General features: G+C 35.7%; 20 protein-coding genes. 12 read left to right on the top strand and 8 right to left on the bottom strand.

Features of this window, described 5'->3' with window-relative positions; translation table 11 throughout:
* The first annotated feature begins 11 nt into the window (after nucleotides 1-11).
* The 6 genes from BFU36_RS00740 to BFU36_RS00715 all read left to right on the top strand — a co-directional run bounded on the left by BFU36_RS00740 (nucleotide 12) and on the right by BFU36_RS00715 (nucleotide 10147).
* The gene (locus tag BFU36_RS00740; RefSeq protein WP_069281432.1) at nucleotides 12-1100 is read left to right on the top strand and encodes an acyl-CoA dehydrogenase family protein; all 1089 of its coding nucleotides are present in this window, start codon (nucleotides 12-14) and stop codon (nucleotides 1098-1100) included.
* A gap of 261 nt (nucleotides 1101-1361) precedes the next feature.
* Nucleotides 1362-2189 (top strand): ABC transporter ATP-binding protein, encoded by an 828-nt coding sequence (locus BFU36_RS00735; protein WP_069281430.1) that lies wholly within the window; start codon nucleotides 1362-1364, stop codon nucleotides 2187-2189.
* Nucleotides 2179-2892 carry an ABC transporter permease gene (locus BFU36_RS00730; protein ID WP_069281428.1) on the top strand — a complete coding sequence of 238 codons (714 nt, stop codon included), beginning with the start codon at nucleotides 2179-2181 and terminating at the stop codon, nucleotides 2890-2892. The genes BFU36_RS00735 and BFU36_RS00730 overlap by 11 nt, the downstream gene beginning before the upstream one ends.
* Before the next feature lie 366 nt (nucleotides 2893-3258).
* Nucleotides 3259-4380: an OFA family MFS transporter gene (locus BFU36_RS00725; protein ID WP_069281426.1), complete on the top strand. Its 1122-nt coding sequence runs from the start codon at nucleotides 3259-3261 to the stop codon at nucleotides 4378-4380.
* 766 nt (nucleotides 4381-5146) lie between these two features.
* Entirely contained in the window at nucleotides 5147-8971 is a 3825-nt protein-coding gene (locus BFU36_RS00720; RefSeq protein WP_069281424.1) for a protease pro-enzyme activation domain-containing protein, read from the top strand.
* Between the two features lie 42 nt (nucleotides 8972-9013).
* Nucleotides 9014-10147, top strand: coding sequence for an MFS transporter (locus BFU36_RS00715; protein WP_069281420.1), 1134 nt, complete (start codon nucleotides 9014-9016; stop codon nucleotides 10145-10147).
* 32 nt (nucleotides 10148-10179) lie between these two features.
* Here the strand turns inward: BFU36_RS00715 and BFU36_RS00710 are convergent, their stop codons facing one another.
* Nucleotides 10180-11142 carry a DUF973 family protein gene (locus BFU36_RS00710; RefSeq protein WP_069281418.1) on the bottom strand — a complete coding sequence of 321 codons (963 nt, stop codon included), beginning with the start codon at nucleotides 11140-11142 and terminating at the stop codon, nucleotides 10180-10182.
* A 315-nt stretch (nucleotides 11143-11457) separates the two neighbouring features.
* Here BFU36_RS00710 and BFU36_RS00705 point away from each other — a divergent pair, with 315 nt between their 5' ends.
* Nucleotides 11458-11922: an Lrp/AsnC family transcriptional regulator gene (locus BFU36_RS00705; protein WP_069281416.1), complete on the top strand. Its 465-nt coding sequence runs from the start codon at nucleotides 11458-11460 to the stop codon at nucleotides 11920-11922.
* Nucleotides 11923-11950: 28 nt separating this feature from the next.
* On the opposite strand, the gene BFU36_RS00700 is transcribed toward BFU36_RS00705, so the two are convergent.
* From BFU36_RS00700 to BFU36_RS00680, 5 genes are all read right to left on the bottom strand, one after another.
* Entirely contained in the window at nucleotides 11951-12967 is a 1017-nt protein-coding gene (locus BFU36_RS00700; protein WP_069281414.1) for a thiamine pyrophosphate-dependent enzyme, read from the bottom strand.
* A 17-nt stretch (nucleotides 12968-12984) separates the two neighbouring features.
* Nucleotides 12985-14232 carry a pyruvate ferredoxin oxidoreductase gene (locus BFU36_RS00695; protein ID WP_069281412.1) on the bottom strand — a complete coding sequence of 416 codons (1248 nt, stop codon included), beginning with the start codon at nucleotides 14230-14232 and terminating at the stop codon, nucleotides 12985-12987.
* Nucleotides 14229-15320 carry a 4Fe-4S dicluster-binding protein gene (locus BFU36_RS00690; RefSeq protein WP_069281409.1) on the bottom strand — a complete coding sequence of 364 codons (1092 nt, stop codon included), beginning with the start codon at nucleotides 15318-15320 and terminating at the stop codon, nucleotides 14229-14231. Before BFU36_RS00690 ends, BFU36_RS00695 begins: the two co-directional genes overlap by 4 nt.
* Nucleotides 15321-15660: 340 nt before the next feature.
* The gene (locus BFU36_RS00685) at nucleotides 15661-15912 is read right to left on the bottom strand and encodes a hypothetical protein (protein WP_069281407.1); all 252 of its coding nucleotides are present in this window, start codon (nucleotides 15910-15912) and stop codon (nucleotides 15661-15663) included.
* 3 nt (nucleotides 15913-15915) lie between these two features.
* Nucleotides 15916-17418 (bottom strand): MFS transporter, encoded by a 1503-nt coding sequence (locus BFU36_RS00680; RefSeq protein ID WP_197490537.1) that lies wholly within the window; start codon nucleotides 17416-17418, stop codon nucleotides 15916-15918.
* A 757-nt stretch (nucleotides 17419-18175) separates the two neighbouring features.
* Between BFU36_RS00680 and BFU36_RS14380 the strand changes: the two genes are divergently transcribed.
* Nucleotides 18176-18310: a hypothetical protein gene (locus tag BFU36_RS14380; protein WP_257784676.1), complete on the top strand. Its 135-nt coding sequence runs from the start codon at nucleotides 18176-18178 to the stop codon at nucleotides 18308-18310.
* A 298-nt stretch (nucleotides 18311-18608) separates the two neighbouring features.
* On the opposite strand, the gene BFU36_RS00675 is transcribed toward BFU36_RS14380, so the two are convergent.
* Together BFU36_RS00675 and BFU36_RS00670 are read right to left on the bottom strand one after the other, a co-directional pair.
* The gene (locus BFU36_RS00675; RefSeq protein WP_069284509.1) at nucleotides 18609-20201 is read right to left on the bottom strand and encodes an L-lactate permease; all 1593 of its coding nucleotides are present in this window, start codon (nucleotides 20199-20201) and stop codon (nucleotides 18609-18611) included.
* A 1191-nt stretch (nucleotides 20202-21392) separates the two neighbouring features.
* Nucleotides 21393-22868: a thiamine pyrophosphate-binding protein gene (locus tag BFU36_RS00670; RefSeq protein WP_069281404.1), complete on the bottom strand. Its 1476-nt coding sequence runs from the start codon at nucleotides 22866-22868 to the stop codon at nucleotides 21393-21395.
* Between the two features lie 164 nt (nucleotides 22869-23032).
* On the opposite strand from BFU36_RS00670, the gene BFU36_RS00665 reads away from it, so the two are divergent.
* The 4 genes from BFU36_RS00665 to BFU36_RS00650 all read left to right on the top strand — a co-directional run bounded on the left by BFU36_RS00665 (nucleotide 23033) and on the right by BFU36_RS00650 (nucleotide 26334).
* Nucleotides 23033-23224 (top strand): DUF3311 domain-containing protein, encoded by a 192-nt coding sequence (locus BFU36_RS00665; protein ID WP_069281402.1) that lies wholly within the window; start codon nucleotides 23033-23035, stop codon nucleotides 23222-23224.
* Nucleotides 23225-23228: 4 nt separating this feature from the next.
* Nucleotides 23229-24809 (top strand): sodium:solute symporter, encoded by a 1581-nt coding sequence (locus BFU36_RS00660; RefSeq protein ID WP_069281400.1) that lies wholly within the window; start codon nucleotides 23229-23231, stop codon nucleotides 24807-24809.
* Between the two features lie 80 nt (nucleotides 24810-24889).
* Nucleotides 24890-25708, top strand: a complete 819-nt coding sequence (locus BFU36_RS00655; RefSeq protein ID WP_069281398.1) for an amidohydrolase family protein — start codon at nucleotides 24890-24892, stop codon at nucleotides 25706-25708.
* Nucleotides 25709-25773: 65 nt separating this feature from the next.
* Nucleotides 25774-26334, top strand: coding sequence for an isochorismatase family cysteine hydrolase (locus tag BFU36_RS00650; RefSeq protein ID WP_069281396.1), 561 nt, complete (start codon nucleotides 25774-25776; stop codon nucleotides 26332-26334).
* Nucleotides 26335-26670 lie beyond the last annotated feature (336 nt).

The raw sequence follows: 26670 nt of genomic DNA, 5'->3' as shown, positions 1-26670 counted from the left end.
CGTGATTAAGATTGAATGAAGAAGATTTCAGAAGACAATTGAGAGAGTGGATAGAAAATAATGCCATTGAGTCTCTCAAAGGAAGGAAAATCTTATTTGAAACTGTTGAGTTCGATGATTACAATTTACTGAGACAGTGGCAGAGAAAGCTTTATGAAGCTGGTTATTTAGGAATAACTTGGCCTAAGGAGTATGGTGGACAAGGTCTAGATCCCATTTACGAGGTAATAGCTTACGAGGAGTTCATAAGGGCTGGATTGCCATATGGTAGAAGCCTAGGTTCCATTGGTTTAATGGTTTCAGCTCCAGCTATATTAAAACACGGAAATGAAGAGCAAAAGAAAAAGTATTTACCCAGAATATTAAGGGCTGAGGATATCTGGTGTCAAGGGTTCTCTGAACCTCAAGCTGGCTCAGATTTAGCCTCAATAAAGACTAAGGCTGAGGATAAGGGAGATTACTTCTTAGTTAATGGTCAAAAGATATGGAGTAGTTACGCTCATCTAGCTGATTATATGATATTGCTAGCTAGAACTGGAGAGGATAGGTATAATGGTTTAACTATGATGATTGTGAACATGAAACAAGAGGGTATTAGGGTCTCACCAATTAATCAGATGACTGGAAAAAGTGATTTCAACACTGTATATTTCAATAACGTTAAGGTGCCAAAGGAGAACGTTATAGGGAAAGTAGGAGAAGGATGGAAGGTAGCAATGACGGTATTAAATCACGAGAGGTTTACGTTAGGGATAACTATGCTTTTCTCGTCTAAGATAGCGTTAGAGAGACTAAGTGATGATAGGTTAAAGGAGTTAAGAGAAGATGTTGAGGGGTTGTACGGCTTTTATCAAAGGCTCTTGGTTAAATTGAGAAAAGGGGAAGATATAGATGTAGAGGGGGCAATACTTAAACTAGTTTCATCAGAGTTACTTCAGAAGATATACGAATTTGCCGTTTCAAATTATAACTTAGAGTATATAATGAACGAGAAGTGGTATTTAGGTATGCTAGCTTCAAGAGGAAGAACTATCGCCGGGGGAACATCAGAGATTTTGAGAAATTTGATCGGTGAAAGGGTTCTAAAATTGCCTAAGTGATAAAGGAAAGACAGAATCTAAGCCCTTTAGGAAGAGCTGACCTCCTCCCCGCCCTGAAGGGCAAGGCTTGTCCTTCCTTTGTTAGTAGAACCTTATAGCGTTTAACATTTCCTTCTTGATTCACAAATATTTTAAAATTTTTATAAAATTAAATTCAAAAGATCTACCAATTAACTTAAAATGACTTCCTTCTTATAAACTAGTATTTACTTAAGCGAAATTTACAAAAATTTTAAAAGATATATTGTGTATAATAACCTAATGAAAGTTATTGATATTAAAGGAGTATGGAAGCTTTACGGAAAACTAATAGCTAACGAAAATATATCAATGTCAGTCGAGGAGGGAGAAATAGTATCGTTACTAGGTCCTAATGGTGCTGGAAAGACTACTCTAGTTAAGCAAATTTATGGAGAGTTAACTCCCAGCAAAGGTGAGATTAAGGTATTGGGAAAGAAGCCTTCTGATAGAAACGTGAAGAAGCTCATAGGCGTAGTTCCTCAAGAGTGTGAGCCATATGGCGATTTAACGGTTTGGGATAACATATATTATATGGGAAAGTTAAAGGGGGTGGATAAGGAAGTCATTAAGAATAGGGGTGAGGAATTGTTAGATAAGCTAGATTTAAAAGATAAGAGGAATACCTTGGCTAGAGACTTATCTGGAGGGCTAAAGAGAAGGACGTTAATTGCTATGGCTCTAATAAATGATCCAAAGCTCTTAATTCTGGATGAGCCAACTACTGGCCTTGATCCAGAGGCTAGAAGAGAGGTCTGGGACATTTTGCTGAAAATGAAAAAGGAGGGTAGAAGTATGTTATTGACCACTCATTACTTAGAGGAGGCTGAAAGATTAGCTGATAAGATATATTTTCTCAGTAGGAAAATAATAGCTGAGGGAACCCCTTCCCAAATAAAGGAGAAGTTTGCAGAGTGGTATGAGGTAATAGATTACTCTACTGGTAAGACTTATAAGGTAAGGGGGGAGGAAGAATTGAAGAGCCTTATACTGAAATTGAATGGAAAGTTTGAGGTAAGGATGCCTAGTTTAGAAGAGATTTATTTACAGGTGATCAAAAATGCTGAGTGAGTTCTTTAACTTAATTGTAATGCAATTTAAGATGGTTAAGGCTTATTTACCAGCGTTTCTTTTCTTCTCAATACTCTTTCCAATTGGTTTCATGTTAGTGTTTGGAAACATCTCTATAAAATCGCTGACTCCCTATATAGTAGCTGGTACTATAACGTTCTATATATCAGTAGGTGTTTTGACGTCAGTAGCACAATCTTTAGCTTTTGAGAGAAATGCAGGAAGGTTTTCATTAATGATAGCCACTGGAATACCTAGAGAGTTATACGCTATAAGTATAGCTTTAAGTAATGGTTTAGGCACGTTAATAATGGTTCCCATAATCTTGATCTTAGGAGAGTTCTTGTTACATGTAAGAATACTGTCAATTCCATACTTAATAGTTTCCCTATTAGCGTCGATATTTATGGGTTCTATGTTAGGAATGACACTTGGATTAGGGATAAGAAACTTATATGCAGTCAATCAGTACTCAACAATTATAGGCTTCGTTCTGTCCTTCTTCGCCCCAGTTTATTTCCCGCTCTACTTCATTCCATTACCCTTCAGATATCTAACCTTTTTAGAGCCTACTACATACGTTTCTCAAGCCCTATATAACGCTCTAATAGGAAACCCTTCATCACTCTTATGGTGTTTAGGAATAATAGTTTATGCAATTATCTTCGTCCTTCTAAATAGATTTGTGTTAAGAAGACAGTAACTTTCTACCATGTTGTGAATGTCATCCTTATAGGGTTCCCCTCATCGACTCTATTTTTAGGGATAATCTTAAGGACCCTATGGTCATTATTTTTCCAAGTCCCTTACCTTATGAGATAGAGAGGTTTAAATGTTCCTTTATTTCAGTCTTGAAAGATGAGGATCATTTTATAATAGAAAGTAATCTAAAATAAAACATACTCGCCACTTTTTATTTTTGCTTGAAAGAAATTTTGGTGAAAACTTACAAAAGTAGCATCTTTATGATCTAAGTCTTTGAATTACTCTTATTATCGTCTAAAGAATGGTTTTTCATTTAACTTTAAAATCTTTAATCTAATATTTTTCCGTTAATGGGTGAGTTGACGTGAATAGAAACAAATATATTATAATAGGTTTCATAGTGATGTCTTTTAATTCTTTATATCAGTACTCGTGGAATGCATTAGAACCTCTATTAAGATCTGGCTTTGATGTAAGTTTAGTCCAAATAGCTTTAGGCTTCACTTTATTTAGTATATTTTCCTCGGCTTTTCAACCAATAGGTGGACATTTCGCTGACAAATATGGTCCAAAAATGATAGGAATATTATCTGGAGTTCTATCAGCAATAGGCTTCTTAGGTACTTACTTATCTCCCAATATTTATGTATTTTATGCAGTCTGGTCAATCGGAAGCATAGGCGAGGGTATCCTATATGGCATAGCAGCTAACTTAGCTATGAAGTGGTTCAGAGATAGGATGGGCTTTGCAACTGGTATAGTATCTATGGGTTTTGGTTTAGGATCAGCAATAGCTAATCCGTTTATAGCAATGGCTGCGGATTACAAGTTAGTTACACTAATAATAGGTTTAGCTGAAGTAATATTGTTACCAATTCTCCTTTGGTTATCTGATTATCCACCAAAGTTGGCAGGACAAGCCCCAAAACAAGTTATTCTAACTGCCAAGTTCTGGCTAATTTACGTATCGTTTGTAGGAGCAGTAGTACCTTTAACCACAATGTCATCTGAGTTGCCTATTTTAGGAAAGAATTTACCTCAGCAGGAACTAATAGCGTTAATATCAATTTTACCTCTACTTAGTGGAGGTTTGAGACCATTTTTTGGATACATCGCAGATAGGCTGGGAATAGTGAGGACAACTTTACTCCTTAACGTACTAATAACCATTGGTGCAGCTTTCCTTTTAGTTGATTTAGTTCCAGTATCTACAGTTTTAATAGGTTTTGCAGGAGGTTCTATGATTACGTTGTATTTTAACGTTGCTGGGGAAATATTTGGAACTAGATTTTCTACTGTAAATAGTGGAATCTTATATACTGGCAAAGCCTTAGGTGGAGCTTTAGGAAGCGTAGTATTCGCTATTCTCTATACGATAAGTTTGCAATTGTCAGAAATTTATACTGTAATTTGTGGTATTATAGGTGTTATAGGCATATTATCAGTAATTATAATGAGTCCTAAACAGACTAGAAAAGTACAGTAATTTTTTTCTTTCATTATTACGATTACATGTATCTTACTTAGTGTTAAGTAATACGTTAAATGATAATACGCCTAAAACAGACTAAATTTGGGATAGCCCAATTGAGTTAACTTTTCTTCCTTATATTTTTACAATACTAATTTTATTGTTGTACATTAAAAATATTAATATTAATATTTATCATAATTACAAAAATATTATAATATAAGACTATCTTAATATGAAAAAGAATAAAATATATCTATAAATATTATAATAATAATAGTTTTATTTTATAATAATACAAATATATAAAAAATAGTGGAAGATAGAAAAGTTAAGTCATGTATTTAAATAATAGATTTTACTATAATTCATAATTAAGCAGTGATAGAAAGAGCGACAAACCTCGCCTTTTAAGGCGGGGGGAAGAGATCAGTAAGTCAATTTTAAGAATACGTGTGAGGATTCATTCGTCTTTATATGCGACGAAACTTTCAGATTTCCGCTAAGTTATTTTGACTTAAGCTTTTAGGTTAGGAAAAGTTTCAGAATTATTTTTACGCTGGTTCGTACTCCTTAACTATGTTTTTTGTTATACTGCATCATGTCTATCATGCTATTATATTTTCTATATATATTATAAAGAATCAGAATACATGAGTCATATCTAATATTTCATTCAACTTAATTACAGCGGTGTTATGAATTCCTCATTATTTTGCTAATAGGAAAAAGTATTAATATACAAAGAAAAGCTTAAAAGATTGAACAATATGGATTACATATGAATAAGGGACTTATTTTAATGACTATAATGTTAATATCTATAACGCCAGTTTTTCTTGTTTCAAGTTCATCTGTAATTAGCTATCAACAGCCTGTGGTGCTTCACGGATTTAGACAAGTAGGTACTCTTAATCCTAATCAACAAGTTATCGTCAGTATCTATCTTCCCTTAAAAAATGTAGGTCTACTTTATTACTATGCGTCAGCAGTTTCGGACCCTAATTCCCCTCTATATCATAAGTTCTTAACTTCTCAAGAAGTTTCTCAATTATTCTTACCTACAAATCAGTTTAATACTATAATGGATTACTTGAACAATGATGGCTTTAAAATTTTATTTACGGCATTAGATTCTGTCATAGTTATTCAAGGAACTGTATCTCAAGTTGAAAAATATTTAGGTCTCAATTTTGCTGTCTACTCTAACGGTAGTGTAACCTATTATACCTCCTATGGGATGCCTAAGATTAACGCATTAGTGTATTCCAGTAATGTCTCAACAATATATTTCTCTCATCCGTCCACACTAATAACTCAAAAAGATATAGAGAAGTTATATAGTACGATCAATCAAACCTTCCCTATTGAGGGATATTGGCCTACAGTTTTACAAAAAGTGTATAATACTTCATCCATACCTACTCAAGGGGAGAACACTACTATTGGAATACTCGACTTCTATGGTGATCCTTACATCTATCAGCAATTAGTTTATTTTGACAAGGTTACTGGCTTGCCTAATCCTCCTAACTTTACTGTAATACCAATAGGTCCTTATAATCCTAACTTAGGTATCTTAACAGGATGGGCAGGTGAAATAAGTTTAGATGTTGAAGTTGCTCACACGATGGCTCCTAAGGCTAACATAATCTTATACATAGCTAATGATGAATTACCATTAGCTAGCATAATAGCCTACATAGTTCAACAAGACGCTGTAAACGTTTTATCCCAGAGTTTTGGTATTCGAGAGTCAGCGTTTTCTTCATCATTCAATGGGCAAGCTTTCTACACATGTATAATGTTGAGTGATGAGTATTATGCTTTAGGTTCTGCTGAGGGAATAACTTTCCTAGCGAGCTCTGGTGATGCGGGAGGTTCTGGTTATAGTAACGGTCCTATTGGGACTGTAGGCTATCCAGCTACTTCTCCCTTTGTTACTTCGGTAGGTGGAACTACAGTTTATGTACAGTTTCCTAATGGTTCATATTACCAGACAGCCTGGTCAAATTACGGTTTTGTCCCTAATGGCCTTAATTATGGTGGCTCTACTGGTGGTGTAAGTATAATTGAGCCTAAACCTTGGTATCAATGGTCATTACCAACTCCATCAACTTATCCTAATGGTAAACTGATTCCAGAGATCTCGGCTAACGCTAACGTATATCCCGGCATATTTATAGTATGTCCTACTAACATTACAGGGATTTCTGGAGGTACTAGTGAAGCATCTCCTCTTACTGCTGGTATCTTAGCTAATGTAGAGAGCTACTTGCACATGAGGATAGGCTTACTTAATCCGATTTTACAATATATGTATGAAAAATATTATGGAAAAGCCATTGAGCCAGTAACATTTGGATATAACATACCTTGGGTTTCTGCCTATGGTTATAATTTAGTTACGGGTTATGGTACGATTAATGCAGGGTATTTTGCTAAATTGTTTCCTGTAAATTCAAGTGAACAAGGATTATCGATCGTTATTAATGTTTATAATACTTCAATACCAACCTTACCAGCTATTCAATTCTATCCTAGTCAAAGAGTGCTGATAGTAGCTAATGTAACATATAATGGCTCTCCAGTTCAAAGTGGAGAATTTCATGCATTGGTAGAGAATTATTTAGGTAATCTTTCCCTAGTTAATCTCACATATAATCCTTTAAGTAAGGTATGGGTTGGGTCGTTAACTCTACCTAGTGATGCAAACGGTATTCTATTCTTTTACGTATTTGGAGAAGCTAATAATGGTATTAGCGGTATCGGATACTATGAGGCTTTCTCTGGTTACTATGTGGAATTCTTTTCTCCAGTTACATTTGTTCCAGTTGATAGCGAGTTTGGAGTACCTCTTGCTGTAAATGTTAGCAATATTTACGGTCAGCCTGTTTTAGGTCCTACTAACATTACCTTTAACATCTACGTTTATAACATTACTAATAATGAATATACATTTTTAACTAGTATTAACGTAACTGTAGCAAATGGGACAGGGGGAGTCTATTTACCATTAAACTTGACTTCTGGTGACTTGTTAATAGAGGCAGTGAACGGTTACGGATTTGACGCGTTTACTAACGGTATATATATGCAAAGTCTATTCATATTGCCTCAAGTAGTTACGGAACCAGGCAGTGTTTCTCCTGGGCAATATATTGAGATTGAGGGTAGCATAACTTCTCCAATTAACTTACCATTAAGTAACCCATCAAACGTACTTTATGGTACTAATATTACAGCTGAATTATTAAGTAGCAATGGTAGTATTGTGAATAAGGCTAACGTACTATTGAATCCAATAACTTTACAGTATCAAGGATACTTGTACGTACCTTATGGTATTCCTAGCGGGCTTTACACAATTTTGTTATTTGCAAAATACTACTCTTATTCATTAAACGTTAATATAACTGGTTTCTACTATGGACAAATTTACGTTTCAAGTATGGCTAAAATTAAGGTTAATTCTGTTAATTACGCTTTTGAAGGACAAAATGTTATAGTTTATGCCAATATAACAAATGCCAGTGGGAGAGAGATCGAGTATGGTATGTTTAGTGCAACTATCTATCCATCTAGCCTTACCTCACAATATACTACAATCAGTCAGTTAATTGAAATACCCTTGTGGTATAATCCTAAGATAGGGTTATGGGAAGGCAATTTCACGCTACCTTCCTCATTGAGTCCGGGAAATCTCTCCTACTTAGCTGGAATAGGTTACTATGGAGAGCCATTTAACATTTTGGTAACTGGTGTATCTGCTTTTGGTAACCCAACTACCACTAATTACACTGCTGAATACACACTATATGCCTTACCTTACACGTACATTGCTAATCAAAAGCTAAATGATCCTCTAACTTACTATGCCAGTTTAGTGAATGATGAGATTTCTAACTTAAGAGGTGCGATGATAAATGATTTCCTCATCAACGATACGATTAGTAACGGTAATTTAAGTATAACATCTAGTAACATTTCTAATGTAGTAGTCTATAACTCTTCATTAACTTTATCACAAGATGACGTGAATAACCTAACACTATATAACTCCGTAATTTACGCTATTAGTAGTAACATAAACGGTATAAAGCTAATAAACTCTAAAGTTATTCCAATCAACACACCACTAAAGAGTGTTTATCCCTCCCTTCCAACTATCTATATATCAGCCCCTATAAGTAATCTCACGGGTATACAGAACATTACAGTAAGCGTAAATGGGATTGATGTGAGTTCTGTTAATGCCTATTTAGATAATCAACTGATAGCTTCATTTAGCAGTAATGGAACTCATGTCATCACTATTAATACTACTAAATATCCTGATGGTTCGTACAATCTGACAGTAATAGCTACTCAAGTTGATGGATTGAGTTCTTCAAACAGTACCCATCTATATTTCGAGAATTCTCTCCTTAATCTAAACTCTAAAGTTAACGTAATTAGCAGTACGCTAAACACGAGAATAAGTAGTTTAAATAGTACGCTAGTATCTTATGAGCATACTTCATTTACGTATAATATAATTGCCATAATACTTTCAGTAGTTGCAATAATTGTAGGGATATTCGCTTTAGTTAGGAGAAGAGGATAATACATAGCAAAAGTTTTTAAGTCATTTTAGTCTTTCTTGACTATGATTAAGAGAAGAGGGGATGTTTTAAAGATCTCTTTTTCCGCATTCTTTGCTGATTTAGGTTATCAAGCGGTCGTAGCATCGTTTCCTATAGTTTTTGTCTTAGTCTTTAATGCTCCTATTCCACTGTATGGATTTGCCGAAGCCTTGAACTATGGTCTAGGTACTTTCATGTCATATATCGGTGGGATAGCCGGGGATAAGTATGGTAGAAAGAAAATAGCGATTATTGGAAATATACTGATTATCCTTGTATCCTTTGTCGGATTTGCAAAGGATTACGTGGAGGCACTGATATTTTTCATGCTAGGATGGTGGTTTAGGAATTTCAGATCACCTCCTAGAAGGGCGATGATGGCTGAAGTCACGACGCAAGAGGAAAGAGCTGAAGCTTTTGGAATTTTACATTCGTTAGACATAGCTGGAGCTTTATTGGCAATAACTTACTTATCTACTCTCCTCTTCTTTCATTTTCCAATACTCCTTATTCTTCCATTTACGGCTATTCCTTTAGTGATTTCAACTATAGTTTTGGGCACTGTCAACGCTGGAGAAAGAGTGGTAAAAGAAGGAAGAAAAGAAGCAATAACTAATAAGAAGGTCTTCTGGACAATAATAGTTTCTACTATGTTTTTTGGGTTTAGTCAGTATAGCTTTGGATTTCCGATTCTTACTACCGCTGAAATCAGTGGAAAAGACTACTTAGGTATAATATCTTATGGCGTTTTTTTAGGAGCCTCTTCGCTGTTCGGTTATGTTTTCGGTAAGTTAAGGTTGAAAGAATTGTCTAGCTTAGCTTTCTTAGGATATTTAGTAGCTAGCTTAGCTTCTTTAGGTTTCGCTCTCTTGTCAAAGTTTGGGTTAATCACTCTGTATCCATTGTCGTTTATTATGGGTATAGCAGTAGCTTCTACTGAGACTTTTGAACCCACTATTATATCTAAGCTGATAAAAGAGGAGTCATACGGTGCGGGAATGGGTTACTTATCAGCGGGTAGGAGTATAGGACTGTTCCTAGGTAATACAGTAATGGGATTTCTATATCAGATAAGTTACAGTTACGCATATCTGTTCGCCTCAACGATGTCATTAGTCTCATTCCTTTTAGTCTTAAGTATAATATTGAGGAAATAAATAGTATTAAAGAGATTCATTATTTTAAAAAATTAGGGTTGATATGTAACTATTACAGTTAATGTTTGACCATTTGATAATGCTATTTGAATCGTATAGATGTTGCCGGGTACTAGAGCAAAAGAGGTTCTGAAGTTTATCCTTACTGTATTATATCCTACGTTTAGTTGACTAGGAACGATATCTGATGTAACGTAATTTGTTCCTAACAGTGTTGCGCTTAACATCTGTAATATATATTGCGAGTAAATGGTTAGCGTTGCTACTCCATTGCTATATAGAGTTCCAACTCCTATCTGAGATATCGGTCCAGTAGGTGGAGGAGCTTGAGGTATATTAACTTGTCTTTGAGGCAAAGTTTTCACTAATTCTCCTAAGCCTGAATAAATCATTATGAAGCCTATTAAGTTCAAAATGTAACCTATTATTCCGATAAATAGTCCGAGTATAGATCCTATTAATACTAATAGTCCACCCGTTTTTAGATTATCATTCATATATATTTCCCCAGTCCTTCTATAAGATAACGCTAATATAATGTATCCTATAAAGGCTATAATACCTCCTATTAATAGAATTGCTACACTTCCAAAAAGAGAAGGAAGTGATGACACTCGGACAGTTGAAATAGTTGATAAAACAGCAATAAAGGATAAAAATCCTATGAAAATAATGACTATGCCAACGAGTATTAGGGTTGTTGCAGTTAATCCTTGCCTTAGGTCTTTCCCAGTTGATACTAATAATCTGAAACCCTCTCTAGTTCTGAGATAAGATAAGACTAATATTGGTATTGTAATAAGAGAGATTATTAATCCCGAAATCAATATTGGCAAAAGCCCAGATACGCCAGATGGTGCAATAGCTAATATAGAAGATAATGCTAACGCATATGTTACTCCTATTATTATTCCCAGAATTGAGGCAATTAGGTAAAATAATACACCTTCCCTTAGTTTTGTCAATCCTAATATTTCTGTATTCTGTTGTGTCATATCATAAATGATTTGAGCCGTTTTAAATAACTTGTCATAGTTGAATCAATGAGTAGCTGAGTTTCAGTTCCTACTAAATTAAAAACGATGAAGAAATGTGAGATATTATTAATACAAATAAACAAAATTTCAAATATTTTTTATTATAACTTACTAACTATTAAACTATTGAAGAATTTTATGATAACATATACCCTAAAATTAACGAATTAACAAGAATATGCATGTAATTTTGCAATTTCTTTAAAAATTTCCCTAGACTTTTTGCATATTTTTTAAAAATCCTTTTATCTTCAAAATCATAATTATAGACTAATGGGTGCTAATTTAATTAGGCTAGATGATATAGATGAGAAAATTCTTAACATTTTGCGTTATAATGCGAAGAGGAGTTTAAAAGAATTATCTGATGAATTAGGCATTCCTATAAGTACTGTGAGATATAGGATCAAAAGACTTGAAGATGCCCAAGTGATTAGAGGATATGTTGCACTGATAGATAGAGTAAACTTGGGATTGAACGTATCATTAGTTATGGAAATTGAAACCGTGCCATATTCGATAAAGAAAGTAGCTCAAGACTTAGGAGAATTTTCAGAAGTCGTTAGAATCTATGGTTTAGATAATGGTCCTAGATTACACGTCCATATGATATTTAAAGATGACAGTAGTGCACATCAATTCATAGCAAATAGATTATATAATATTAAAGGAATAAAGACAGTCTCTATATCAAGAATAATCGAGAGATATAAAATTGACCCCTCAGTATTATTATAAAAAAAGATAATTATCTTTTCTTCTTTATTTATTTATCACTTATTTTAACGTTAACTGATTTTATAGGCATTACTGCAGGAATCTCCCACTCCTCATACATCTCATCTACCATCTTCTGGAAGTATTCTACATCTTCCTCAGTGAAGTGTGAGAATCTACCTTGTTTTTCTAAATACTCCTTTACTGGTTTTCTCTTAATCCTCCCCTCAATTATACTCTTAGTAGGCTCGTTATATACTATCTCCCCATTAATGTACTCGTATAGTGGCCATATCCCAGTCTCCACTGCTAATACTCCCAGCTCATGAGAGAACTTTGGATCATAATCCCATCCTTTAGGGCATGGATCTAGAGAGTGTATGAATGTAGGTCCACCTATAGCTAGAGCCTTTCTAAACTTATTAATCGAGTCTAATGGATAGGCTGGTGTCATAGTTGCTGCGTATTTAACGTTTCTGTGCCCAGCAATTATCATCGGCACAACACTCTTCTTCCATCTAACCTTCATTATTCTTCTTTGCTTGCCAGGTCTACTGAAAGAAGTTTGTGCTCCATAAGGAGTCATACTAGTCTCTTGTATATCAGTATTGGCTGAGGATTCGTTATCGTATAGAACTATTACTAGGTTATAATTGTATGTCATCGCATTAGATACTCCAGATAATCCCATATCTGCACAGCCTAAGTCTCCGCAGAACGCTATTACATTTATTGGCTCTTGCTTAATCTTGCCTTTTCTCATTAATGCTCTTAAAGCTGCAGCAGTTCCTAATGCTGCTGCTCCTGATCCTCCTAACTGTGTGTGAACCCATGGTACAATCCAAGACGTAGTATAATAAGTGGTGTTGGCAACATACATACATCCAGTGGCTCCTATTACTATAGTTCTAGGACCTGCAGCTTTAGCTAAAAATCTCATCACTAATGCAGATTCACATCCTTGACACGTTCTATGTCCGGACGTATAGAACTCTTCTAATGGGGCATCTTTGATTGTCTTAACTATTGACTTATAAACCTTTTCTTCTATTTCTTTTTCAACCATGACTTGATCACCTCAAATTACCAGGGGTCACCTCTGACCCCAACCCAATAAACGGGCTTAGTTATAGGGGTATCCCTATGCTCGTAACCTATCTTGATTATTTTTTCTACATCTTGAATCGTTATTTCCCTACCGCCTAACCCTCCTATGAAATTCAATACTTTCGGTCTTTGATCCAGATCATATAAGGAGGATCTAATCTCGTGATAAATGACTCCTCCCCTATTAGGAGAGCCTATAGAATAATCTCTGTCAATCACACAAACCACCTTAGCTTGACTTAAGTACTTTATTACGTCTTGAGTTGGAAATGGTCTGAACCATCTTATTCTCAGCATTCCTACTTTATATCCTTGGTTTCTCATCTTCTTTATAGCGACTTTCATAGGCTTTGATACAGTTCCCATTCCTATGAGAACGATTTCGGCATCATCAATCATGAAAGGTTCTACAAATGGATTTTCAGGCATTTCGATCTCGCTTGTAGAACCAGGATATCTTCCAAAAACTTTCTTAAAGCTCTCATACGCCTCAACTATTACTCCTCTAGCTCTTTCAACTGCCTCGTCATGCTGTCTCCTTATCTCCATTACCCAATCCTCGTTAACTTGCGGAGCTACTGTTATAGGATTATCAGGATGTACTAGGTACTTACCTCTATTATAAGGAGGCAGGAAATCCTTGACTAATTCCTTCGGGGGCAACCTAACTATTTGCTCTGAATGGGTTAGAAAGCCTCCATCCATTGAGATCCCTACGGGTACGAGCACCCTAGGATCTTCCCCGACTCTATAGGCTATTAAAGTAGTATCAAATGCTTCCTGGGCAGTATCTACCCATGCCAATAACCAGCCTACATCTCTAACCATCATTGCATCATTGTGTTCAACTCCATATGCTCCGGGATCATCTAGAGCTCTATTTCCTATTATAGCAACTACTGGAGCCCTATCAGTTGCTGTAACTACTATAGCCTCCATTGCATATAACCAACCTACACCACTACTCCCTACTAAAGTCCTAGCTCCTACTAATGATGCATGCTTGACTGTCTCAAATTGTCCATGCTCTCCTTCAGCTACTATGAACTCTGCATCTAACTCACCATCAGCTATTAACTTAGATATCGTATCCATCACTTCTGTATAAGGTCTTATAGGATATGCTGCTACTACGTCAACGTCAGCATACATTGCTGCATTTGCTACAGCTTGCGTTCCATTCATTAGGACTTCTCTTTCAATTATTTTTCTAGTCTCTGTCATCTTCCCAACCCCGGAACGTATACTCTTTCCTTCCTCGCATTTCTTACTTCTTTCAACCACTCCTTATACTTAACCTTATTCTCCTTCCACATCTCATACGGTCTCCTATAGTCAGTAAACATACTTTCATCTACCATTACTATACAGTCCTTCACGGGGCATACTTCAGCACATATCCCACAGCCTACGCAATAATCGTAGGCTATATCGTAATAGCCGTCAGGAGTTTCATCGAAGCATTCATCTGGGCAATATATCCAACATAACTTACATTTTATACAAGTGTCAAAATCTACAGTTGGTCTTTCAAATTTCGTAGTTCCCCTCTTGAACTGTTCATTTCTTTTACCTCTCGGCACTGCGGGAACAACAGTTCCCTCAAGCATTTCCTGCCATGTTAGGAGTCTCGGAGGATTGTAAATGAAATCTATTCCCTCTCCTTTCCTAATTGTTCTATAGTCTACTGAAGAAAAGGCTTCCTTAACAGCAGATATTCTTTTATCCGAACTTTGCTTTTTACTAACATATTTTACTAGATGATCTATATCAATTATATCTGGTCTGAGTTTAGCAATAGCTCCCCAAACTTTTTCCATCGTTAAATCATCTTTGAAAGCCCATAATCCAGAGAAAGAAGGCTCAGTTTTTATCACACCAAAAGTCCATTCGAAATCCTTTTTCGGCACCATCTTGACTAATTCATCCATTCTCTTAGTTGATGTAACTATCATCGTTCCATTTGCTTTTAACTTAAGATTTATTGGTTGTACTCCTTGCCAAGCCCATGACTCAACACCTTTAAGTAGAGTATCATCTAGAACTACTATGACATCTACTAAATCAGGCTCAACTCTTGTTGAATATCCTATTAAATCCTCCTCACCTATACCATTACCTATCCCTACATAATATTTTGCCGGTACTCCATTTCTTTCGGGAGAATCCCCATATCTTCCGAAGGACAATGCAGGTTTACCCATTTCTCTTGCAGTATAAACTATACCCTCAGCTATGTATTTAGCGAGTCTCTTCTGGAAGATTCCCCTATATACTATTTCAACATACTTTACTTCATCCTCTGTTTTCATTAAGTAAATTATCAATAATCGATTATATATAGATTGATTTGTAATTTTGGCAATTAATGATCAATCCATTCTAACTATGACCCGCTAAAGTTAAAGATAATTTGTAAAGATTGCAATTATAAACGTACCGATTGTTAAAGTAGCTATCAACAATTTTCTATACAGATTTGGTAAAATAGTTTAAAAACATCTTTATTTAATACTGAACTATATTCTCTTGGTTTAAAGCTTAATATATTCCGAAGCAGACTATGCAAAACTATTCATAGATTTAAAAATAAGATGGAGAGTTAAAAATGTGGAATGGAAAAATAAGAAATAACTTTTAAATAAAAATGTCTTATTTTTCAATATATCCCTCAGGAATTTTTCTATTACCTATAATGCCACTGAAGAGTCCTAATAATATCCCTATCCAATTTATCGCTATTCCTAAGCCTACTATAGATGCTGAATGTTTATTCACACCTATCACATCTATTCCAAATCCTATCAACAGCACTATCCAACCAATTATATAGATTATGGTATCAGAAACATTAATTAGCCCCTTGTGAAAGATGTACTCCCCACTATCTTGATTCTCGTTCATTTTTTATCTACCTCCTTTCAATTTTTGTTGAATCTCGGGTGGAATTGGCTCCCTTAATTTCTGTCTTACCTTTATGTATTGTTCTAATGTAGGAGGTTTCTCGACAAACCATACTAAGGCTGCGGCTATCAACGAAAAGACCGCGCCTATCCAGAACACTACTGACCAAGCAAAGTTGGTTATTGTTATTGGTGCGCTAGTTACTACATCAGCCCATGTCCCCCCTGAAACAAGAGTTAGTATAGTTGCAGCTACAATTCCCCCGAAAGCTCCACCGACTACTTTTAATGCATACGGTATGCTCCAGTTTCTGCCTATATAATTTTCGCCGAAATAGTCAGCTATTATTAGCCAATCGAAGACAAAGCAGGCTCCGGAGACAGCACCTGTAGCTACAGCTAAAATTGCCCATAACCACGCTATGTGAGCGAGACCAGCATAAAGTACGCCAAGGCCTCCTAATCCCATAAATGCATAGAATATAGTTAAAGCTTTCCTTCTACCAATGAGGCTTGAAATAAAACCTTGGAATGGTCTTCCTAATCCATCAGTGAAGGCGAAACCAGCTGCACCTACCGCGAAGGCCACACCACCACTGAATCCCATAGCTGCTCCAAATGGAGCGTAAAAGGACACATTAAATAGAGACGCAGCTAATGCGAGAGTGAAAGATGCCATTTGAGCTTTACCTTGTGGTGTAGCAAGCATTTCTCTCGGTGTCCATTGAGCTACTGGAGGTGGATTAACCCTTAGCTCCCTCGATTTTAACCTAGCTTCTCTTGCAGCTATAGGATCTACATCTTTTGGCCACCAATATTTTGGTGGATCTACTACTAGTAGTCCAGCTATCATCAAACCTATGCCGATAGTTAAACCCGTAATATACAAGATCGTCTGAAAATCGCTTTGATTAAAGTAGTAAATGTAGAGTAGTATAAAGGGTACAGCTCCATAGGCCCATGCACCATTAGCAAGTCCTAACCTCCATCCCCTTTTCTCTGGGAACCATTTATTTACTACAGCACCACCTACGGCGTATCCTAGTCCGGCACCTACACCACCTATCGCGGCGTATCCAACATACGCTATCCAAGGCTGAAATGAATTAGCAAAAAGGTAATATGCAATCATCAACATTGCTCCTCCAAAAAGAAGGGCTCTTCTAGGGCTTATCAAGCCTCTTTCCCTAAGCCATTGAAAGATTAAAGCGGTTATTGTAGCTTGAAAAAGTACATAAGCAGTATAGTTAAAGAATCCCTCAGCTAAGGACCATCCATAATGGGAAATAACTGTTGTCGAAGCTGCACCCCATCCATACTCAAGCACGCTTCCGAAGAAGAACGACATCCAAGCTCCAAGAAGGAGTAATCTTCTACCTATTGGATAACCTAGCAATTTCTTCGTTATCGCTTTAACGTCCTCACCTACTCTGTACTTCCTACCGGTTCTGTCGATTATAATTGTATACTCTCCGTATGGAGATCTAAATTTGCTAGACTCTTCCATTTCTATCGTGATATTATTGGTTAAAATGAATAAAAACCTATCTATCAATCAATAATTAAATATCTTGTTATTTTTTTATAAATCAATGTTTGAACATTACATTTTTTTCATAGTATAGTATTAGAATGTAACATATATGTTCATAATTAAAATAAAATAAAGGTCTATAATTGACAAAATCGGTTGATATTATATTGCAAAAAATTAAATCCTTATCATGAAATACTTCCCAACTTATTATTAGACCCACATAATTTTGTGAGAATTTTTTAATGCGATAAGGGGAATGAGTGTAGACAACAATTTGGTTGTTTTGATATAAATTGAGTTTTCTTCATTATGAAAAAGTATTTTTCGGGTGAGGTTATTTATTGAGGTGAGAATATCAATAGGTTTGATTTTCTCGCCCTCACCCAAATTATCTCTACCCTTTTAAGCCTAGGTTCCACTCCTTGGACGAGATTGTATTAGCCTTTTACTTGCTAGGCTAAAGGACTTTACTACCTCACACTACCTTGTTTTTCACAAGTTGGCTAATGTTAATTACGAGGTTAAGGTTGATGTTAAGCATGGGGATCATTTACTCGTTGTCGAGGGTTAATGGTGAGATGGGTTGTTAAGCATTACGAGTCTGGGCTAGTTGTGTTCTTCATGTAAGAGTGATTTCCACGTTTATGTAAGCTTGAGAATTGGAGGGATAAAGTTACACGATAAGTCTACAAGGCATTCTCTTGGTTAAAACATGATGTTGAAACTTTTGGCAAGCTTAGTAAGTGTTCAGAAGCCTAAAACTAGCAAGTATGCACTTCACATGGAACTCAACAGAGAACACAATAACGAGATGGCTAAAAATATTCTTCAATACAATTTACTCGAAATCTATTTAGCATAAGTTAGAATAAAATTGAATTTTATGGAGGTGGATGAAATTGTTATCCACACGCCATAGTGGAATCTAAAATAATCAATAATTCTTTCGATCTCTTAAGGTTCATCTTGCTAGTCCTAAGGAATGATTAACTTTCAACTCTATCAAAGATCAATAGAGCGAGATTATTGTCGTGAAGATGCATAAATCAACGAAGCATCTGCCAATATAATTGGAATATTACTTGGGTTGTTTAGTGGAGTGATAGGAAACAGAAAAATTCCTCAGGATATGAAGAAAAATGATTTTTTAATAGAGATTTTTACGGCAAAAATAAGGTAGGAGCTAGAAACGCATAGACTACTCCAATTATAATTAAATAAATCAAGATGCCAATAGCCCACGGCAAATTAGCTCTTATCACTACTCCTTCCTTTCTGACATACTTTGTAGTAGATACGCCAGCACTAGCTGTCTGCGGAGCTACTGGCTTCGCTAATTCTGCCCCTACAGAGTTTAATGCAGGAGTTAAACCTATAGGTAATCCGGCTAATCTAGCAGTTGTTACTTGAAATACTCCGAATAGTGCATTTGAAGATGTGTTACTACCAGATAACGCACAGCCTAACCAGCCAAACAATGGAGACACTATTATAAATACTAGTCCTAGATCACTTGTCTTCCACGCTAATGAGTAAGCCATTCCGCTAAAATTAAATACGTAAGCTAAACCTACTACGAAAACACCCGTTAATATACCTCCCCAATATTGCATAAATGATCTTTTTATAGCTTCTCCCATGATTCTTGGAGAAGCTCTCAAAACTATTGATATTACAATCCAAGATACTAATATTGAGGTACCGGCAACAAATGGATTAAAAGCGAAGCTAACTGCAACTTTTTTATGGAGGAGTGTTGAAAAAGCTGGCTGCTCTAAAGTGGCTATTGATACTTTAGTTAATGGTGACCACGGTCCCGTCCATAAAGTCACTATTATAATCAGTATTATGAAAGCGGACCATGCCATTATAACATCTCTAGTCGTATATTTTTTATCATTCCCTCCACCCCCATTAAGTTGCCTCAAGGATAGAACTCTTTTAGGCCTCCAGACTCTTAAGAATAAGAGCAGTATTATGAACGAAACTAGTGATCCAGTAATGTCCGGTAAATAGGGTCCCACAAAACTCGCTATAGGATATTGACCTAAGATGTAGGCTAATGAGGCTACAATAGCCATAGGCCAAACATCCTTTATTCCCTTCCATCTATCAACCAAATATAATAGTATCCAAGGCGGTAAAAGCGCTAATATTGCCACTACTTTAGCGACAGACGAGGATACAAATAGTAAAGGTAATCCCGTAGTTGCAGCAAGGATTACGATCGGTGTTCCTAAAGCACCAAAAGACACCGGGGCATTGTTAGCTAATGCGGAAACTTGTAGAGCTTTTAGATCTTCGAAACCTAAAGCTATGAGTAATGGTGCAACGAAAGCCCATGGATATCCAAATCCTACTAAACCTTCTAATAGAGCGCCAAAAGACCAAGCTAAAAGAACAGCTTGAATCCTAGCATCATTTGTAGAATTTCTAATTACCCAATCCTTAAATGCATCGAACTTCCCTGTTAACACTAATGTATTGTAAATAGTCAATCCCCAGAAGACTATCCATGATATTGCCCACGTTCCAACTAATGCACCAATAAGCCATGCATTCATTACTTGCGTAACTGGGGTTCTCCAAACTAATATAGCAACTAAGATTGTTACAATTGATCCTATTAATGAGGCTAGCCAAGCAGATAGCCTTAACCCGGCTAATAGGATAAGTAGAACAATTATTGGAGTTAGTGAAGCTAAAATCGTTAAGCCTACATTTCCTGTTGGGTTTAAGGGTTGGGTAAACATTTTAATTCTAGTTATAGAAACCATTTTTCTGATTTTTAAAGTTATTTTTAACACTTAAGCAAACAATTTATGTGCACTTTGTAAAAATGTTATTTTCTCTAATGATTTGATTGACATTTTTTACATTTATTATTATCTTAACTTGCCGGAAACGTTTAAATATTAATATGAGGAAGGAGTTCTATATAATGTAAGTTAGGTCTAATATAGATGGAGAGCAAAAGAAGAGTGAAGAATCTTATTATCGAGAATACCCATATGATCAAAACTGAATATAGCTGGTATAGAAGTTTTAAGAGGTGTAATAAATGTACTTAAAGAAGAAATTTGGTGAGGATAAATACAGTTGGTTTTCGTACTGTAGGCAATAGAATAAAGCGCCGTAGTAAGCAGTTTCAGTGAGAGAATTAAGTTTATATAACTCCATACTAGTATTTTTTACAAAACGCCAGATGTGGGCATGTATCCCGAAAGGCTTGCATAGTCCAAGATGTGCGGGTTTCCCCACTTAGATGGTGGGTTGGGGTTATCCCGCTAATGGGGCGTAGGAGGATGAGGGCGAAGAATTCGCTTGACTCCCGTGAAGCCCAAGGGTCGATATCAAATTATATGAGATCCGATGAAACGCAAACCCCTTTAAGACACTTCTTGTCTTATCTAATCTTTCGCCCTTATCACAACAACAGAAGGATTAGGGAAGAGATAGAGTTAAATTGTTGATTAATGTTGAGACAAGCTAGAGCTCATGTTATAGTAACAGCTTATGCATTTGAACTGAATTTTGAAGCAAAGTTTATTAAACAAAAGGAAAAAACCTAGCCTCTTAAGGTGAAGGAGATTTAGTTTATAGCGACGTTCTGAAGGTATAGAATAAACTATAAATGTGTGAATATAGTGTGGTAATGAGGATCTAGCAAAGTCCAGTTGCATAAACAAGCTAGTTAAGATTTATTTTTATACTCATATGATTGCACTCTATTTAGTTTAGTATTTAAGCTTAGCTTTCACTAAAAAATTCTTAGTAAATCTGATGGGAAATATAATAATTATAAGGGCAAGACTACCCCTTTAGGGTAAGGGGGGAGGTAAGAGAGACCATAACCATGGCTTAAGATCTTTAGTTTATTACTCAAATATATCCAAAATATGTTCATTATTTTAGTGTTGATTAACTTTATTTCTCAGTAATATTTATTCAATTATCTCAGCTAACTTTCTAGGATTTCCTTCCATTAACCACCTAACTGCATTATTAGGATCATCGAATTCCCTCGAGTCAAAATCATAAGCCATGGCAACTCTCCAAGGATGTGTGACTGGAGAGAAGAAGTCCTTATTGTATCCTGCTCTCATTCTTAAAGACTCATATCCGCGGTTATTTATTAATAATATCCTTACATCTAAACTATATCTAGATGCAGTCCATAGTGCTTGAGGAGTATAATTAAAACTTCCATCTCCTAATATTATTAACGACTTACCTCCAGCAGATGAATATCCTATCCCGGCTGGTAATGCCCAGCCTAACAATCCTGCTCTATTAGTATAGAAGCTATGCTTTCCTTCAGAAAACATTTTTCTTATAATTTCTCCATGGGAAGACGCCTCGCTAAATACAGTATAACCATTAAGTTTATCACGCAAATTTTTCATCACGTTATATATCTTTTCGTCAATTTTCCTTTCCCTTATAATGGATATACTTTTTTCATTCTTTGGCTTTACTAAACTACTCAATTTGATCAAGAAGTCTTTGATGTTACACACTATACTACTCCAAGGTCTCTTCCTCGCTTCATTTAAGTCTGAAGTTATTTGTATAGCTTTTTTCCACTCTATTTCCTCATCGGCATATAATACTCTGTGTAACTCAGCCCCAACTACTAGCACGAAATCATAATTTCTTATTATTTTATTTATTTCACTAGCCCTAGTTGGTAGGGTATCAGTAATCTTTACCCCTACTGATCTAGATAAATATGGTTCAACATAAATTGGAGTTTTCAGTTTTTCTGCTAAGGTCCTTAACTCCTCCCATGCCTCATAGACATCTATCTCATATCCTGCTATAATTGCAACCTGGTAACTTGAATTTATCCTTTCTGCTACCTCTTTGACGTTAGTGTCATCGCATAAATTACTATATTTAATCTCCCCTTGGTCTATGTATTCTTCATGAGATTCAATATCCGCAATATCATAAGGTAAAGAAACTATTACCGGACCGTAGGGTGGAGAAAGGCAGGTTCTTATGGCTCTATTGAACGATTTAATAACTTCTTTAGAGTTCTTTATCACAATGTAATCCTTTACGTACGGTAATGAATGGAAATTATAATATAACATCGGCTCATCAACAAAGGTATGAGATGCTTGTTGACCTACTATAATTAGTAAGGGTGATTTATTATGATAAGCTGAATAAATGTATCCAAATGAATTAGACAAGCCTGGTCCGGCATGTAGGTTAGAAATCCCTAATTTCCCCGTTTTAAGATAATATCCTTCACTCATCCCTACAGCTATACCATCGTGTAATGCCAAGTAATAATTCATGTTTTCTGGAATATATTTTAAAAACGGTAATTCAGTGGTTCCAGGATTGCCATAAATGGACCCAGTATACTTGGCTAGTATTTTATAAATTTCATCAGCTATTTTAGGCATAGGATGTGTTTATTCATGAACAATATAAGCTTTTCTTTTAATGTTTTTTTAAAGATACAATGATTAAAAACTAATAACGAAATAAAATTTACAAAAAATAACTCGAAAAATTCTAAAAAGAGGTAGAAAAGCTTAAAAACTTATTTTCATTTGATAAACTTAGAATGGCGAGAAAGTATTATATAACAGTAGGGGTTTTAGCACTAGTATTCATTATACTCTACTCCCTCTTGCCAATTTATTCTAAGGATTCTCCTACTCTTTTAGGGTTACCACTATTTTACTGGTATCAAATGATACTAATGCCAATAGGTGCTATAGTATTTTTCATAGTAATATTAACGATAAAGGATTGAGAACATGGATGGCTTACATGTCTCAATAATTTCAGTTATATTATTTGTAATCCTTTTCGCTATATTCGTATTTTTAGGATTTTATGGAAGCAGGTGGAGAAGGGGAGATCTATCAAAACTTTCAGAATGGGCTTTAGCTGGTAGAAGATTAGGTCCCTATCTGATGTGGTTCTTATTGACAGCTGATTTGTTTACAGCATATACTTTTATTGCAGTCCCCTCGCTCGTTTTGGCAAGTGGCCCTATAGGTTTCTTCGCTGCCTTTTACTCTGGAGTTACACCATTTATTGCACTTCTCTTTATGCCCAGATTGTGGGCAATATCCAGAAATAGAGGTTATGTGACAGCTGCGGACTTCGTTAAGGAGAGGTTCAATAGCAAATTACTTGCTGGTTTAGTTGCCATAACTGGTGTTGTAGCAGAACTACCCTATATAGCCTTACAAATAGTTGGAATGCAGGCTGCGTTATTTATTTTATTATTAGGTTTAGGAGTTAGTAACATTACTTTAGCAAGCGATTTAAGTTTATTAGTATCATTCATAATACTCGCAGCTTTCGTATTTACCAGTGGATTGAGAGGGGCTGCCTTAACTGCAGTTTATAAGGACGCTATAATTCTTATCAGCGTAATAACAGTTGTAATATACGTCCCATTAGCATTTGGAGGCTTTTCAGCTGCCTTTCATAACGCAGCCACATTAAGCAATCAAATCAATCTAGCTTTAAACCACGTTAATAAACCCATTTTCTACAATTATTTACCTAATACTATTTCTGCATATTCAGCCTATATATCCTTAGCAATTGGAAGCGCTTTTGCACTATACCTTTATCCTCATGCGGTCAATGGTAGTGTTAGTGCAGATTCTAAGCAATCTCTTAAAGTATCTCTAGCTCTACAGCCATTTTATTCATTAATATTAGCTATTATAGCTTTGTTCGGCATACTAGTTTACGCCGATATTAACGTAGTAAAGTTCATAAGTTCTGTAAAATCTGGGGCAATAGCAGTTCCTGCATTAATTGGATACACTATGCCAGATTGGTTTGTTGGAATCGCTTTATTAGGTATTTTCATAGGTGGGCTAGTTCCAGCAGCTATAATGGCTATAGGAGCAGCTAATTTACTGACAAGAAACATCATTAAGGAGTTTAAACCTAATATGTCTTCTAACACTGAATCTGCATTAGCTAAATGGATTTCTACAGCCTTTAAATTCCTAGCCTTGGTATTGGTCTTCACTACTCCAGCAACTTATGCGATACAACTACAATTACTTGGAGGAATAATAATATTGCAAACATTACCCCCCGTATTCTTGGGATTGTATACGCATAAGCTTAATGGTTATGCGCTGACAGGAGGATGGGTAGGAGGGATGTTTAGCGGGATTTATCTAACACTTTTAGCTAATCACTTCGGACCATTGAAGACTTCTTCATTCTTAACTCCTATAGGACCGATGTATATTGGTGCAATATCAGTTCTAATTAATTTGGCTATTGGATTAATAGGTACTGGAATAGCATATGGTATTGGCTGGAGACCAGTAACGAATATTAAATCAGAAGAGCTAGTTTAATTTTTTAAAAATATGCTAACTTTTTTCTACAGTTGTAGTCTTTTACAAAAGTTAAATACATCCTAAACAAAATCACTAGTATGATAGACTTTCATTTTCATGCTCCAATAAAGGAATTTCTAGATTTTTTGGGAGAATATGAAGAATCCGCATTAAAGTACTTTAATGCTAAAGTCGAGGTCAAAGGATTAAAAGAAATCCTCGATTACTACGAATCCTTCGGTATAAGGAGATTTGTGGTTTTACCAATAGATTCAACAACCTTTCTAGGTAGGAGAATTCCAAACGAGGTCATCAAAGCTGATGATAGGATAATCAAATTTATTTCAATAGATCCGCTAAAGCATAATGCCGTAGAAGAGTTAAGAAAATTAATAAAAGAATATGAACCGGTTGGTGTGAAACTACACCCTCAATTACAAGGTTTTCATCCATTAGATGAGAGAGCATTAAAGGTATATGATGTAATTAATCAGCACGGTTTGGTAACAGTTTTTCACACTGGAACTTCTGGAATAGGGGCTGGTGTTAAATCCCAGATAAGGTTAGATTATGGAAGACCCATATATTTTGACGAAATAGCAGTTAGGTTTCAAGACACGAAAATCGTCTTGGCACATTTCGGATGGCCATGGACTGAAGAAGCAATAGCTATTTCTCTACACAAACCTAACGTTTACTTAGATCTCTCTGGTTGGGCTCCTAAGTATATACCAGATGTAATATGGAAGTACGCTAAAAGGCTTAATGAAAAATTACTGTTTGGCTCAGACTTTCCCTTGATAAAACCAGAAAGATGGGTTAAGGAATTTTCTGAAGTAAATATTAGTCAAGACGTTAAGGATAGAATTCTAAAATATAATGCTGAAAATCTAATAAAGGCTGTAGAGCATTTCTAACTAAAAAATAAACGATTTAACTTTTTGTTAGATAACTTTTTATTACATTATGAGTGAATAATCATATGTCTTTCTTTAATTTAGATGAAATAAAAAAGCTGGTTAAAAAGAACAACTCAGTATTAGTAGTGTGGGACGTTCAAGACGCTTTAGTAAATTCAATATTCAATAAGGACGAATTCATAAACAAGCTTAAGGAGTTAATCGATGCAGCAAGGAAGAATAACGTTCCGATAGTGTACACTATGATTACGCCGTTTCCGGAGAGATTCCAACCAATAATTAGACGTTCATTTAACCCTGGCGATATATATAAAGAAGTCTATCCTAAGGAAGGTGATGTAATATTAAGGAAAAACACTCCAAGTATATTTGTGGGTACAAATTTTGAGCTTATGCTAAGAAATGCTGGAATAACGTCCATAGTTTTCACCGGGATAGCAACTGATATAGGTGTTGAAACTTCAGCTAGACACGCACAAGCCTTAGGATTCATTCCAGTTATAGCTAAAGAGGCAGTCTCATCAGCTGATAAACAAGCCCATGAGAGGTCATTAGCAAATATGCAAAGGCTGATGCTGGTGTTAAGCAATAAGGAAATAATTGAACTTTGGGAGAAGTCTTAAATTCTTTGAAAGCCTAGACAATAAGTATGCGTGAGACTCTTTTCAATTCGTCTCTGAGCGCTAATGTTTACAAAGTGAGGAAAGCCTCGCCTTTTAAGGCGGGGTAATATTTTTAGTGAAGGAATATTATTGGGGAGGAGGGAAGCCATAAAGCGTAGTGAAAACGTGTCCCTCCTCCTCAATATATATCCCCAAGTCCCGAGGAGAGTGGAGTGTCGCTCAAGGGATAGTGGTAATTTGACTGAAGACCCGGACATTGGTCTACCGCTAGACAAATGGAGTTGGGCTTTAAAGCCAACTACAATGAAGTGATGAAGGCGGTAAACTTGTGAACTG

The organism is Sulfolobus sp. A20, from assembly GCF_001719125.1.
Lineage (GTDB): Archaea > Thermoproteota > Thermoprotei_A > Sulfolobales > Sulfolobaceae > Saccharolobus.
This window is presented reverse-complemented; position numbering and strand designations above follow the sequence as displayed.